Source organism: Parabacteroides sp. PF5-9 (assembly GCF_029893105.1).
Lineage (GTDB): Bacteria > Bacteroidota > Bacteroidia > Bacteroidales > Tannerellaceae > JARXWG01.
Genome location: NZ_JARXWG010000012.1, coordinates 71488 through 85355, shown reverse-complemented (window position 1 = coordinate 85355; position 13868 = coordinate 71488). Strand labels below are relative to the sequence as shown.

At 42.2% G+C, this 13868-nt stretch carries 12 protein-coding genes; 5 read left to right on the top strand and 7 right to left on the bottom strand.

What is annotated here, in order from left to right:
- Positions 1 to 7: 7 nt before the first annotated feature.
- Together M2135_RS08570 and M2135_RS08565 are read right to left on the bottom strand one after the other, a co-directional pair.
- Positions 8 to 796: a DUF1080 domain-containing protein gene (locus M2135_RS08570; RefSeq protein ID WP_280748076.1), complete on the bottom strand. Its 789-nt coding sequence runs from the start codon at positions 794 to 796 to the stop codon at positions 8 to 10.
- Positions 797 to 824: 28 nt separating this feature from the next.
- Entirely contained in the window at positions 825 to 2003 is a 1179-nt protein-coding gene (locus M2135_RS08565; RefSeq protein WP_280748075.1) for a Gfo/Idh/MocA family oxidoreductase, read from the bottom strand.
- 121 nt (positions 2004 to 2124) lie between these two features.
- Here M2135_RS08565 and M2135_RS08560 point away from each other — a divergent pair, with 121 nt between their 5' ends.
- Complete coding sequence (locus M2135_RS08560; protein ID WP_280748074.1) at positions 2125 to 3069, top strand: helix-turn-helix domain-containing protein; 945 nt, start codon at positions 2125 to 2127, stop codon at positions 3067 to 3069.
- A gap of 44 nt (positions 3070 to 3113) precedes the next feature.
- Here the strand turns inward: M2135_RS08560 and M2135_RS08555 are convergent, their stop codons facing one another.
- The 5 genes from M2135_RS08555 to M2135_RS08535 form a co-directional block, all read right to left on the bottom strand.
- Positions 3114 to 4013, bottom strand: a complete 900-nt coding sequence (locus M2135_RS08555; protein ID WP_280748073.1) for a glycyl-radical enzyme activating protein — start codon at positions 4011 to 4013, stop codon at positions 3114 to 3116.
- A 16-nt stretch (positions 4014 to 4029) separates the two neighbouring features.
- A complete protein-coding gene (locus tag M2135_RS08550; RefSeq protein WP_280748072.1) occupies positions 4030 to 6306 on the bottom strand; it encodes a pyruvate formate lyase family protein in 2277 nt (758 codons plus the stop codon).
- 156 nt (positions 6307 to 6462) lie between these two features.
- Positions 6463 to 7203, bottom strand: coding sequence for an N-acetylmannosamine-6-phosphate 2-epimerase (locus M2135_RS08545; protein WP_280748071.1), 741 nt, complete (start codon positions 7201 to 7203; stop codon positions 6463 to 6465).
- Positions 7200 to 8174 carry an ROK family protein gene (locus tag M2135_RS08540; RefSeq protein ID WP_280748070.1) on the bottom strand — a complete coding sequence of 325 codons (975 nt, stop codon included), beginning with the start codon at positions 8172 to 8174 and terminating at the stop codon, positions 7200 to 7202. Before M2135_RS08540 ends, M2135_RS08545 begins: the two co-directional genes overlap by 4 nt.
- A gap of 474 nt (positions 8175 to 8648) precedes the next feature.
- Positions 8649 to 9446, bottom strand: a complete 798-nt coding sequence (locus M2135_RS08535; RefSeq protein WP_280748069.1) for a histidine phosphatase family protein — start codon at positions 9444 to 9446, stop codon at positions 8649 to 8651.
- A gap of 876 nt (positions 9447 to 10322) precedes the next feature.
- Between M2135_RS08535 and M2135_RS08530 the strand changes: the two genes are divergently transcribed.
- From M2135_RS08530 to M2135_RS08520, 4 genes are all read left to right on the top strand, one after another.
- Positions 10323 to 11624, top strand: a complete 1302-nt coding sequence (locus tag M2135_RS08530; RefSeq protein ID WP_280748068.1) for a phenylacetate--CoA ligase — start codon at positions 10323 to 10325, stop codon at positions 11622 to 11624.
- Positions 11625 to 11690: 66 nt separating this feature from the next.
- On the top strand, positions 11691 to 12116 hold the full coding sequence (locus M2135_RS08525) for an ACT domain-containing protein (RefSeq protein WP_280748067.1): 426 nt from the start codon (positions 11691 to 11693) through the stop codon (positions 12114 to 12116).
- Between the two features lie 52 nt (positions 12117 to 12168).
- The gene (locus M2135_RS15550; protein ID WP_348537110.1) at positions 12169 to 12312 is read left to right on the top strand and encodes a symporter small accessory protein; all 144 of its coding nucleotides are present in this window, start codon (positions 12169 to 12171) and stop codon (positions 12310 to 12312) included.
- Positions 12309 to 13856 (top strand): sodium:solute symporter family protein, encoded by a 1548-nt coding sequence (locus M2135_RS08520; protein WP_280748066.1) that lies wholly within the window; start codon positions 12309 to 12311, stop codon positions 13854 to 13856. Before M2135_RS15550 ends, M2135_RS08520 begins: the two co-directional genes overlap by 4 nt.
- The last annotated feature ends 12 nt before the right edge of the window (positions 13857 to 13868 follow it).

Here is a 13868-nt window from a genome sequence, read left to right as displayed (position 1 = left end):
TATTGTATTATTTAAGTTCTTTTATTTTGATATTTCTGTACCAGACTTTTGTCCCGTGATTCTGCAAAGAGATATGACCTTCGTCATATTTCGCATAATCCGGATAGGCAGACCATTTTCCACTGTCCCGGAGTTTCGTCCACTCGTCGGAGTATTTGGTGTATTTAACGACTACCACACCATTCAGAAGCTGTGTGACATCGTTCCCGTCTACAATAAGCATCAATTGATTCCATTCACCGATATTCTTAAACGGTCTTTCCATCGGAGGATACATCGCATAGTTACTACCGTTGATTTGAACATCTTCGAGCGGATCAGGCCAGCTTTCATGATCGATGACCTGGAATTCAGGTCCGGTTTCGTAGGCATAGGTATATCGGGGATCTTCTTTTACCTGAAAAAGTACACCACTATTTGCTCCTTTGGTCATTTTATACTCCAAAGATAATACAAAACTCTTATATGCCTTGTTTGTGATCAGGTCTTGTGTGTTTTCACCGCCCCCTTCCATATTCATGGTCAGGCTACCATCTTCTATGGCCCAGCATTCAGGTATGCCTGTTTGATTATATCCATGCCATCCGTTGCCGCTTTTCCCGTCAAATAAGGAAATCCATCCGTTTGCTTTTTCTGAGTCTGCTAAGACGTTTGTCGAACTCCAGTCCACCTGATTATACAAGCTGATTGGATCCATCGTTGCCTGATCACTGTTTTGTGTTGTTTTTTTATTACTACAGGCCATGGTATTTAACAAAAACAATGATGCAGAGAGAAAATAAATGATCTTGTGCATAACTTATACTTATTTTAGAGTGTTATAATCAGCTTATTACAGGCCATTTAAAAGAGGATTTCAGATTGATCCGTTTGCCTTCTGCCTGTGATAACCGTGTGGCCTCAATAATTTCCAACACATGTAAGGCATGTTCGGCATTAATAAGCGGCTCTTTTCCTGTGGCCAGACATTCACAAATAACGGAAGCTCCTTCTTCCCAAACGAAACTACCCTGATCGGTCGAATACCGTTTGGTTTTTTCGTCCTTCATCGTTGCCATATCGATGCCGAACGGCTTCCAGTCATAACCGATCATATGCATGTTTCCGGTAGAACCGACAACAGAAATCGTCGGACGTTCCTGACCGGTTCCTTCATGACCGTAGGGATCGAAGTAATTGAATCCGCATTGAATATGTGATAATACATTATTCTGATGCTCCATAATGATCATGGCGTTATCTTCGGCAACCACCTGGATATGCCCTTTATTACCCGTATTCCGTGTAGGATCGACTATGTTTGTCATAGCCACAATGGATTTTGCCGGACCAAACAGACCGGTAAGGGTGGATATATTATATACACCTAAATCGGGAAGGCTACCTCCTCCTTCTTCAAAGAAAAAGGCGGACCAGTTGGGGCCTTGATGCCCATAATGCGCATGTGCCGCGGCAATACGTCCGAGATTTTGCTCATTGATTTGTTTGGCCATAAAGGCAAATTGCGGACTATTTACAACAGCCGGTGCTCCCCAGAAACGAACGCCTTTTGTTTGGGCCAGTTCGTACAATTCGCGTCCTTCGGCATAGGTGTTAGCCATCGGTTTTTCACTCCACACATTGACCTTGGCATTTAGCGCTAACCGATTAAGCCGGCCGTGCTCCTGCATATCCGTCAGATTGACAAACAGATCGATCGGTACTCCAGCCAGCATCTCATCGATATGTGGATACCAGTTTTTGATGTTATACTTCTGGGCGGCTTGTTGTGCCCGTTCCGGAATGATATCACATACACTAACTACTTCCGCAAAAGGAGATTTAGTCAGATGCGGCAGATACATGCCGGAGACACTGCCACAACCGATCACTCCCACACGGATTTTACTGTTTTTTGTCGGAATGGATGTCGATTCATTCTGCTGTGCAAATCCCATCGTAGGAGTAGTTATTGCTGTTACGCCTAATGCGCCCAAGCTTGAAATAAATTGTTTTCGGTTCATATGTTTTGTTTTGTTGTACTTTGTCAATGAATTGAAGAGTGATGTGTTATTTGCATGATTTCTCAGAGACAAAATTAAATCTCCCTAATAAATTACATAATAGAGTAAACAGGTAAAAAAGATGGATTATATTTGCATGCAGACAATAGCTATTGAAATACACCTGAATATGACTCGAATCAAACATGGTTTTTTAGGACAACGATTGGTGGTGCTTCCCTTTAATATCATAGAGAAAGCATTGAATAACCCATTGACATCTGAGTTGGTTATACACTCTATGGGGTATTTCCCCAAAGCGGAAAATCATTATATCGACAGGGAAAACGGATGTGGTGAATATTTGTTGATTTATTGCACAAAAGGGGAGGGGTGGTATCGTTTGAATGGGAAATTATATATCGTCCCGGCCAATCATTTTTTTATTCTTCCTGCAGAACAGGCGCATCAGTATGGTTCGAGTCAGCAAGCCCCGTGGTCTATTTATTGGATCCATTTTAAAGGACAGAAAGCTCGGTATATATGTGATATGTTGCCAGGAGTACGTTTGATTGATATGGGCGAATCCTCACGGATCAATGATCGTATCTCTTTTTTTGAGGAATTAATCTCTGCCCTTGAATTGGGGAACGATGAACATATGATCAATTATGCCAACCTGAGTCTCAACCATTTATTGGGAACCTTTTTATATGTACAGTCTTATCGGGATGTCAAACTGAGAAAAAAAGGAACTCAAAATACGTTTTTCATCAGTCTGGCTACACATTATATGAATGAAAATATAGAAAAGAAAATTACCTTAAAAGAGATCGCATCGTATTTCGGCTATTCAGAATCACATTTTTACCGTTTATTTTTTAAGGAGGTGAAATATTCGCCAATGAACTATTTTTTGCATCTTAAAATAGAACGTGCCTGTCAGTTCCTGATCCATACAGATATGAAAATCAATCAAATCTCTTTTAAACTGGGTTTTGAAGATCAGTATTATTTCAGTCGGATTTTTACAAAAATAGTAGGTGTTTCTCCCAGGAAATACCGGGAGGAAAAGAGAAATGGATAATTCGCAAATAGACTCTTATTAAAAAGGTTATTTATTTTCTAATTTCAACCTCCAAGTTGCACATTTAGTCCTATTTGATCTCCCATTTTTTTATAAGGTATCAATTCTTCTTTTGTCAACATTTGGCTATATGGATGTGGGTATGGAATACCCAATTGCTCATATTTGTCTTTTCCGAGGGTGTGATAAGGAAGCAAATGTATGTTTTTGATATTGTAATGAATAGCCAGGTCGAAGATATGACCGATCTCTTCCGCGGTATAATTGAATCCGGGAATGACAGGTACTCTTAAGATTAATTTTTCAGGATAGGAATCGGCAATGAAAGATAGGTTGGAGAGAATTAGTTCCAAATCTGCTCCGGTTTCTTTTTTTAATCGTTCTTTGTTTGTATGTTTCAGATCGAACAAGAAAAGATCGGTTAAAGGTGCAGCCTTTTTTATTTTCTCCTGTTGCACCTGTCCACATGTTTCAATTGCTGTATGGATATTTTCTTTTTTACAACATTCCAATAATCTGATCAATCCCTCAAATTGCATAAAGGCTTCGCCTCCGGACACAGTTACGCCACCACCCGAATTCAGGTAATAATCTTTATCTCGCCGGATAATATGCATAATGTCGCCGATCGTTTTATTCTCTCCAGCAAATCGAATGGCTTCTTGTGGACAGGCTTGCACACACTTTTTACAATGGTTACATCCTATGCGGTCAAAAACAGGTTGTCCGCTTTCAAAAGAAATATGGTTGGAAGGGCAGCTTTCGTAACATCTACCGCACCGGACGCATTTGTTCTGCAAATAGAGTAACTGTGGAACTCTTTTTTGTGATTCGGGGTTTGAACACCATGAGCAATATAACGGGCAACCTTGCAAGAAAACAACTGTCCGGATTCCGGGACCATCGTGGATGGCAAATCGTTCGATTTCCAGAATCGTCAACATAAAACTATGATCATAATTAGTTGTAAAGTACACGGCTCAATAGTTCTTCCTGAATATTTGGAGACAGATCAACAAATACGGCCGAAAATCCGCTTACACGAACAATCAGATCCGGATATTTCTCCGGATGTTCGATAGCATCTTCCAGTACTCCTTTATCAACGACTGTGACCATCAGATGGCATCCCCCCTTTTCAAAATAGGTTTTAAATAGAGATTTAATAACTGCTCTGTTTTCATTGAACATAGCCGGTGAGAACTTAATATTCTGAACAGAGCCGGCATGGTATTTCGGATCAAATCTACGCAAGGAATTGAGCAGGGCAGTCGGGCCGCTTTTATTGGCTCCTCCCTGCGGATTGTTTGCCGGATTCATATACATACCCGACAGGCGCCCGTCGGGAGAGGCACCGGTACGGTTACCCCATTCGGTATTCAGTTGATTGTTACTGATGACGATTAAGAAATATTGCATGCCAATAGCTATACCCCGATTCCGAACCCCTTTGGCAACGAATTCATACAGATCGTTGGCCATCGTATCAGCTGTATCCAGATCGTTTCCATATTTATCACAAGCCAGACAATCTTTGCGGATAGCCTCATAACCTTCGAAATTAGCCAATACAGCGTCATGAATTTGTTGCAAGCTGTATTTTTTTTGCGTGAAGACCAACTCTTTAATGGCCCATAACGAATCAGACGTATTGATATTACCGTAAGTCTCATTAGTGCCACCCAGGTAACGAACGCCACCGTCGAGTAAAGCTTTTCCCCGGGCGATACAATCATCCGTAAGCATACTATTGAAGAGGAATGCCACCTGTTTATTCATCAACTCATACGAGAAGTATTGTGCCTTGACAGATAAATCGAGGTAGTGATCCAATAATTCTTTGTAACCGGCATAGAATTCATCAAAAGTCCGGTATGTTTCCAGTTTTTTGATCCGTACAGTTCCTGCTTTATTTTTCCCATCTATAGGGTCGATCCCTTCATTCATAAAGATGGTCAATAATTTCAACAGATTGATACAGATATTCGGTGTGCCTGTACTTTGTCCCTGTATCACGAACTCGGTACAACCGAAAGGCACATACTGCTCGGCTGCCTTTTCATCGATACGCATGCCATAGGCTACCGCAGGTACATTGACATCGTCGTTATACAAAGTAGGGTAGGTCGCACCTGCGCCCAATGCATCCAACGCCTGATCCCATATCTCATCAGAGGTATCTTTGTCAAACCGCAAGGTAAACTGTGGTTCTACATAGCGGCTGTTTTTAGCCACTCGCATGGCATAATGGAGAAAAACATCTGCTTCTTTCGGGTGTTTGCGCCCTTTACCTCCGACAATAACCCGGCCGTTGACGGTCGTTCGTCTGTTTTCTATCAAGGTCCATAAGGAATGGACATAGTTGTAGGCCTCCTCATCGGTTAAACGTCCGGCTTCAAGGTCTGCTGCTAAAAAAGGACCTAAATAATCATCTAACCGGCCATAGTTAATAACTCCTGCCAGAAGGGCATATAACCAGATCAGTTGTAATGCCTCATGAAAAGTGGTGGGACGATTGTATTTGATCATTTCCAACCCTTCATAGATCCGGCTCAACTCTTTTCTGCGTTGGGCGTTGCTTCCTTTTAGTTGTACCAAAGTCTCTTTCTGCAGATGAACGGCGCAGTCGACAAAGAGTTCTAAACACTCAATGGCTGCCTTGTAAAATTGATTATCAGGGTCTTGCGTCTGGTAAGCCTGAATTTCAGCCTTTAATCCGCCAATCCCTTTGGAGAGTAGTTTCGGATAGTCAAGCATCATGCCGGATAAACGAGCGGTGGCAATCATCGGAAATTCACAATCGATAAACATACCGATAGTGTCATCCGTCAGAACCTCTTTGCCGTACAGTGTTTTTGTATCATGATCAAGCCAGTAGTTGTATAAAACATCTACCCGCTTTTGATCCGGTTTTGTCAGTTTTTCCCTGAATGCCTGGAGTTTTTTAAATACACAGTAATGCCCGACACCTCCTTCTGAGGTTACGGAGCCAAAACCAATCGGTAAAAAGTCAATTCTCCCAGCGATCAGGTCATTGGGAGCAATGGTACGAAATAATGTGGGATAGAGCACACGTAGGCAGGCTGCTTCCCGCAACTCTTTCGGCATAGAACTACAGGATTGGTGAGTCGCCGTATATTGTTCCATGATCTCTAATTGCCTTTCTAGAGACTTTTCGCAGGGGAATTTCTTACTTACCTCTACGTTTTGTGTTCCTTCTACATTGAATCGAGCCATGTTTTTGAATGATTAATGATTAATTATGAATGATTAATGTGAATAGGTCGTAGAATATGACTGTCTTTTTGATGATGAATGACCAAGGTTGTCGCTTATAATAAGGTGTCTATGAATATCTAATAATTAATCATTAACAATTAATCATTAATATTCTTAGTGTTTACGTCGTTCGTCTGCGCGCCAGTCGTTTCGGTAGCCACTTAATAAATCGACAAACCGTTTGGTGATTAAGTGCGGACGGGTAATAGCACTTCCGACTACCACAGCGTGTGCACCCAGATAGATGCATTTCATGGCGTCTTCCGGCGTATATAAATGTCCTTCCATGATAACATATGCCTTATCCTTAAAGTCACGACACATCCGTGCGAACTCTCTCAAATCAGGTTGTTCGATATGTTTGGTTGCTGCCGTATATCCATATAAAGTAGGACCGACAATATCAGCACCCAGTTCAATCGCTCTGACTCCTTCTTCGTATGTACTGATATCAGCGAAGATTAGCGCTTCCGGAATCTCTTTTTTTACGATAGGAAGCAGTTCGTATGCTGGCTTCCCTTCGTGTGTGATCTGATCGGTACAGTCTAATGCGATAATTTCAGCTCCTGCTTCCCATACCGCTTTTGCAGCATCGAGGGTAGGGGTAATGAATACATCCGTATCATCATGCCATATTTTCCAAAGCCCGATCATCGGAAGATCGACCTGTTGTTTGATCATCCTGATTTGCTCGGGCGAATTAGCCCGGATACCGACAGCACCACCCCATTGGGCGGCAATCGCCATTTTGAGTACAAACTCTTCTGAGTAGACCGGATCGTCGTGTTGCACCTGGCAGGACACGATCAGTCCGTTTTTGAACGATTCAATTATTTCGTTTTCTTTCACATTCATCTCTGCATTGTTTTTTCTAAGAATGCGGCGCCGATGATACCGGCATCATTTCCTAATTTGGCTTGTATCACTTTAGGAATACCGATCTCTTCTGCCGCAAACGTACTTGTATATAATTGTTTGTTTAATGGTTCCAAAAGGAAGTCGCCGGCATGAGCCATACCGCCACCCAGGATAATGACTTCCGGTCTGAATATGGTGATAAAAGTGGAGATACCGGCAGCCAGATAGCAGATGTATTCCTCTATTAGCGAACTGGCAAAAGGATCCTTGTTTTTAGCCGCCTCAAAGATGAATTCTCCGTTTATCTGTTCTTTATCCTGTCCGCATAATTCCATAATCATCGTACCGGGATGATTGTCTACCAACTCACGGGTTTTCCGGATGAGGGCAGTGGATGAACAATAAGACTCTAAACAACCTTTTTGCCCGCATGTGCATTCGATACCATTGAATACCAACTTGGTATGACCCAGTTCAGCCCCCATGTTATCATAACCTGAATAAATCTTCTTGTCCATCACAATACCGCCACCAACACCGGTGCCTAATGTCAACATAATGGCATCCGTATATGCACTGGCAGCTCCGGCTAAAACCTCTCCGTAAGCTGCACAGTTTGCATCATTCGCTATATAAATGGGTAGTGAAATATGTTTTTGCAAATGTTCATAAATGGGTACATTCTTCCATCCGAAATTATTGGCATGCACCAGTAAATTTGTTTTAGGATTAACATAACTTGGCATACCGATTCCCCATGAGGAGATATCTTCCAGAGTCAGCCCTGCTTTTTGAATCGCACGTTTACTGACTTCCGCCATTTCGGAGGTGATCACCTCAATACTGCGTCCGGCTTTCGTCGGGCTACTCTCTCTGGCTATGATGGTATAATTTTCATCGACTATGCCGGCCACCATATTGGTGCCGCCAAGGTCGAAACCTAAATAGTATTTCTTTCCTGCTCCCATATTGTTGGTTTGTTTCTAACTGTTGCAAAAGTAGAGGGAGTCTGTTCGGTAGGCAATGTGGTTTTTATGTAAAAAAGATGGATTATTTTTGCATAGGGCATTCTTTTATTTGTGCGAATTTCTAAGAAATAGTGTCGAATGGAAGAAAATGTGAAGATAAAAAAAGATGAATCATGAGAACGAATCATAAGAACGAATTAACCGGAACGGTTATCCTTTTGGTAGCCTGGTGGTTTTTAACCCCAGGAGAATCATCCCATCAATAATTAGGAGGCATGCTGAAAGTATGCCATTCGTAATCGCATACCTGCGGCATGTGTTCGGGGAGTGTCATATAATAACCCGTGGTCGTACCACAGGTACCTAAATGCGATCCTTTCAGGATCAAAGAATCTTCAATTCTTGCTCTACTCAAATAGTCATTAGATCGAATTCATGCTCATCCACATGAACAGTCAGGACGTTCTCCGTCGTTTATTTTCCGGATAATGCTTTCCCTTTTTCTACATAACGCATATCTCCAAATGATTCGAGGGTGAATTGACCGTTTTTATAAACGACTTTAGAGACGGCAGCATTTTCCATCTGTCCGACTTCAGGTTTTTTACCTGCACTGTCCAATTCGAAAAGAAATATACTGATCGCCATGCCATGCGAGACCAAAAGAATATTCCCTCCGCCCTGACTGGCTTCTTTTTCCGCAATTTCACGAAGCGCCTGCTGACCACGTTTTTTGACATCGTTATAATCTTCAGCCATATTCAGCGTGTCCAATTTTTTTATCGCAGCAAGTATTTTTTGAAACATATCGGGCTTGCCGGCAATATCTTTCATCAGGTCATTCCCATTTTTATAATGCATATATAAAGCCGCATCGCCCCACATATCGGTATTGAAACCTCCTTCATACCGGCCGAAATTGGTTTCTCGTACACCTGGAACTTCAATGACAGGCAACTCTTTTTGGCCTTTAGCCTCCAATACGATCCGGGCCGTTTGCCTTGCACGGCTCAGGTCACTGGAATAGGCGGCTTTAAAAGGGATCTCTTTCAGTCCTTTTCCTAAATATTCGGCTACTTCAATACCGGCAGGAGTCAGAGGGGAGTCCGACCATCCCTGTACCCGATCCAATGTATTAAACATCGTCTTTCCGTGACGGGCGATATAAAAAGTGACGGTGTTGTCATTCGCTTTATCAGTCGATGATTGTGCATTGACACTTGGAGATACCCATGTTAAGATGGAGAGCATAGCGAGATAAATTTTTTTCATGATCTGTTTATTTAGAGCACCAAAAATAGATTTTTTTGTTCAATTATAAAAATAGGTCATACATCGGGTTTATAGTAACTTATATTTAGGATTTTCAATCAGATCGTTTTTCCAATAGATCTGTATTACTTATTTTTTTCTTCATCAAAAATTAATCGTCTAACAGCTGTGTCACTATCGTCTAACAGTTGGTGCACTTTCGTCTACCAACTGTGTCACTATCGTCTACCAATTGGTAGACGATTAATGCCTCTACAAAAAAATGTGAACGGAATGAGGTGAAAAGGGGAGAGAATGTAGATGAAAGGAGTAAGGGTGTCAGTTGATGATTCATACTATAGACGGTCGTCTAATTGCAAATCGTAACATCTCTGCTGGAATGACTACTATCTCATTGACACAAAAAGGTGTTTATATTATCTCGTTGAATTATAAGAAAACGAAGGTGCTTTTTAAATAATGTGATATAAGGATGAGTTTCAAATGGAAGAAAAGGTGAAGATGCAATATAGTGACCAGTGCTATCTGGGCTCCTCTCCTGGCCAGGAGAGGGGTACCGCCGCTTACGGGGGTGGAGAGGTTGTGTTTTAAAGTTAAATGTTTATTACTAAAATACTTGCAATACTCTCAACCACTCCACCGCTGCGGGGCAGCGATCCCCCTCGCCTGTCCAGGCGAGGAGCAGAGAATGTCCACTTACTAATTTTAGAATGTCCACTTGCTAATTTTGAAATATTCAAACATTACACTAGTCTAAAATATCAAATTTCATCTATTATCACCTCTTTTTCGATCAAATTATAGGCTAAGAACCAAAATAAACGATACATTTGCATTCTAAATTCGAAAAATCAATTCACAATAACAGAAAAAGCAATGATGTATTGGCAGAAAGAGATTGAGACCATAAGCCGGGCAGAACTCGAGCAACTCCAAGTGGAACGTCTTAAGAAGACCATTACCCAGGCCGGAAACTCTCCGTTTTATAAAAAGGTGTTTGCCGAAAGAAATATTTCTCCTGATCGTATTCAGTCGTTGGAGGATTTGAAAAAACTCCCTTTTACGACCAAAGAGGATTTGCGGAATAACTATCCTTTCGGGATGGCGGCTATACCCCTGAAGGAGTGTGTCAGACTGCATTCATCAAGCGGAACAACAGGTAATCCGACCGTTGTATTACATTCGGCCAAGGATCTGGATGCGTGGGCCAATCAGGTGGCTCGCTGTATGTATATGATCGGGTTGAGGGATACGGATGTATTCCAGAATACATCGGGATATGGTATGTTTACCGGTGGATTGGGCTTTCAATACGGTGCGGAGAAACTGGGCGCATTGACCGTTCCCGCTGCGGCAGGAAATAGCAAGCGTCAGATCAAATTTATTACTGATTTCGGAACGACCTGTTTACATATCATACCGAGTTATGCCACCCGTTTGGCTGAGGTGATGTATGAAATAGGGTTAGATCCTAAAAAAGATACCCAACTGCATACGATCTGTATTGGGGCCGAACCACATTCGGAAGAGCAACGGCAACGGATCGAGCAGTTGTTGGGCGTAAAAGCGTATAACTGTTTTGGGATGTCGGAGATGAATGGTCCGGGAGTCGCTTTTGAATGTACGGAACAAAACGGGTTGCATATCTGGGAAGATTATGTGATTGTTGAGATCGTAGACCCGGTCACATTAGAACCGGTGCCGGAGGGTGAAGTAGGAGAGATGGTATTGACCACAATCAATCGCGAAGCGATGCCGTTGATTCGTTACCGTACACGCGACCTGACCTGTTTTATGCCGGGGATATGTGCCTGTGGACGTACACATCGGCGTGTGGCTCGTTTTAGAGGACGCAGCGACGATATGATTATCCTGAAAGGGGTCAATCTGTTCCCGATTCAGATTGAAAAGATTCTCATGCAGTTTCCGGAGTTGGGTAGCAACTACCTGATCACATTAGAGACTATCGGGAATAGTGATGAAATGCTTATCGAAGTGGAGTTAAGCGATTTGTTTACCGATGATTATACGGTATTGCAACGCTTGACGAAGAATATCACCCGTCAGTTGAAAGACGAGTTATTGCTCACACCGCATCTGAAACTTGTTGCCAAAGGATCCCTGCCTGTACAAGAGGGTAAGGCGGTGCGTGTGAAAGATTTGCGAAAAACAATTTAAATCAATGATGAATGATTAATGGTTAATTATTAATCATTCATCATTAACAATTAATAATTAAAAATCATGACAGTCAATCAAATCTCCATTTTCCTGGAAAATAAATACGGAACACTGAGTGAGATTCTGGCCTTATTGGCAGAAGAGAATATACGTATCATTGCTGCGACTGTTGCTGATACCAATGAGTTTGGTATTATGCGTATGATCGTTAGTGATCCGCAGAAAGCGTATAAGATTCTGAAAGAGAATAATGTAACAGCAAATATGACGGATGTATTGGCGATCGTAGCCGATTCGCGTGCCGGGAGTTTTGCCCAAACACTGAGTTATTTTACAAAAGCGGGGTTGAGTATAGAGTATATGTACTGTTTTTCGATCAAGGAAAGAGCGGTTCTTATTCTACGTACAAACAATCGGGAGAGTGCCCGGGAGGTGATCCGTCGTCAAAACCTGGCGCATATCAGCGAAAGCGATCTGATTAATCTGTAGATTGATCTTCTATTATTTCCAACGTTCAATTTTTCACTTCAATAATAAACATATGTTCGGAATAGATGACCCCGGAATAATTCTGGCTTATTTGTTAGCTTTTGGTTGCCTTGTTTTTGCCCTTTATTTTGGTATTTCAACATGGAACAAAACGGATAAAGAGAGTACTAACCCTGAAAAAGAAGCAAAAAAATGAGTACATTGACTTTAGGTGTAGTGGTCATTCTCTATATGTTTTTGATTGCCTGGTTTGGCTATATCGGGTATAAACGTTCGAAAGATGCTACCGATTATTTATTAGGCGGACGAAAGACGAATCCGATCGTCATGGCGCTGTCGTATGGCGCTACATTTATCTCCGCTTCTGCCATTGTAGGGTTTGGTGGGTTTGCCGCGACTTTCGGGATGGGTATTCAGTGGCTGTGTATGCTGAATATGCTGATGGGCGTGATTGTGGCTTTTATCTTTTTTGGTCGTCGAACCCGTCAGTTGGGTGAACGATACAATGCCCGGACATTTGCCCAGTTTTTAGGATTACATTATAATTCACGGCTTGTTCAGGTTTTTATCGCTGTGATCATCTTTGTTGGAATGCCTTTGTACGCGGCTGTGGTGATGAAAGGTGGTGCGGTCTTTATTGAGCAAATGTTTCAGATAGATCTTGACCTGGCCCTGTTGATATTTACGTTGATCGTTGCGGCGTATGTGATCACTGGCGGTCTGAAAGGGGTGATGTATACGGATGCGATGCAGGCTACAATCATGTTTGTCTGTATGGCTTTTTTGTTGTTCTGGTTTTATCATACGATGGATATGGGATTTGCAGAGGCCAACAAGGAATTGACTTCGATGGCTCCGTTGGTGCCTGAACGTTTTAAAGCATTAGGACATCAGGGTTGGACAGCTATGCCTGTTGCCGGATCACCTCAGTGGTATACCTTGGTGACTTCATTGATCCTGGGGGTAGGAATCGGTTGTTTGGCTCAGCCGCAGTTGGTGGTTCGTTTTATGACTGTTGAGAGTACCAAACAGCTGAATCGGGGTGTACTGATCGGTTGTGTGTTCATCTTTTTTGTAGTCGGATCGATCTATCATGTCGGCTCATTGTCGAATATCTTCTTCTATAAAACGGAGGGAAAGGTGGCCGCTGATATGGTGGGGGATATGGATAAAATCATTCCTTTATTTATAGATAAGGCGATGCCGGACTGGTTTGGAGCCTTATTCATGTTATGTATTCTTTCGGCCAGTATGTCGACATTAAGCGCCCAGTTCCACACTATGGGTGGTGCTTTTGGTGCGGATATCTTTCCTAAACTGGGACGATCCAAGAATGAAAACTCCTCATTAGGTGTTCGATTTGGTGTGCTCTGCTCTATATTACTCAGTTATGCGATATGTTATGTGTTGAGTGCTAGCATAATAGCAAGAGGTACCGCCTTGTTTATGGGCGTATGTGCCGCGACATTCTTGCCGGCCTATTTCTGTTCGTTATATTGGAAAGGAGCCACCCGTCAGGGTGCTTTGGCCAGCCTGTGGGTCGGTGCGTTAGCCAGTTTGTTTGCCATGATTTTCTTGCATAAAGCAGAAGCGGCACCTATTGGCATCTGCCGGGCGTTATTTGGCAAGGATGTGCTTATAGATGTTTATCCCTGGTATGCGATTGATCCGATTTTATTTGCACTTCCTTTATCGGTAATCGCTATAATTAGTGTTAGTATTTTTACAAAAAAATCTTAGAACTTCAGTATT

Bases quoted from the DNA above. Each gene is read 5' to 3' on its own strand.
- M2135_RS08570 (WP_280748076.1), bottom strand. From the start codon at position 796: ATGCACAAGATCATTTATTTTCTCTCTGCATCATTGTTTTTGTTAAAT.
- M2135_RS08565 (WP_280748075.1), bottom strand. From the start codon at position 2,003: ATGAACCGAAAACAATTTATTTCAAGCTTGGGCGCATTAGGCGTAACA.
- M2135_RS08560 (WP_280748074.1), top strand. From the start codon at position 2,125: ATGGATTATATTTGCATGCAGACAATAGCTATTGAAATACACCTGAAT.
- M2135_RS08555 (WP_280748073.1), bottom strand. From the start codon at position 4,013: ATGTTGACGATTCTGGAAATCGAACGATTTGCCATCCACGATGGTCCC.
- M2135_RS08550 (WP_280748072.1), bottom strand. From the start codon at position 6,306: ATGGCTCGATTCAATGTAGAAGGAACACAAAACGTAGAGGTAAGTAAG.
- M2135_RS08545 (WP_280748071.1), bottom strand. From the start codon at position 7,203: ATGAATGTGAAAGAAAACGAAATAATTGAATCGTTCAAAAACGGACTG.
- M2135_RS08540 (WP_280748070.1), bottom strand. From the start codon at position 8,174: ATGGGAGCAGGAAAGAAATACTATTTAGGTTTCGACCTTGGCGGCACC.
- M2135_RS08535 (WP_280748069.1), bottom strand. From the start codon at position 9,446: ATGAAAAAAATTTATCTCGCTATGCTCTCCATCTTAACATGGGTATCT.
- M2135_RS08530 (WP_280748068.1), top strand. From the start codon at position 10,323: ATGATGTATTGGCAGAAAGAGATTGAGACCATAAGCCGGGCAGAACTC.
- M2135_RS08525 (WP_280748067.1), top strand. From the start codon at position 11,691: ATGACAGTCAATCAAATCTCCATTTTCCTGGAAAATAAATACGGAACA.
- M2135_RS15550 (WP_348537110.1), top strand. From the start codon at position 12,169: ATGTTCGGAATAGATGACCCCGGAATAATTCTGGCTTATTTGTTAGCT.
- M2135_RS08520 (WP_280748066.1), top strand. From the start codon at position 12,309: ATGAGTACATTGACTTTAGGTGTAGTGGTCATTCTCTATATGTTTTTG.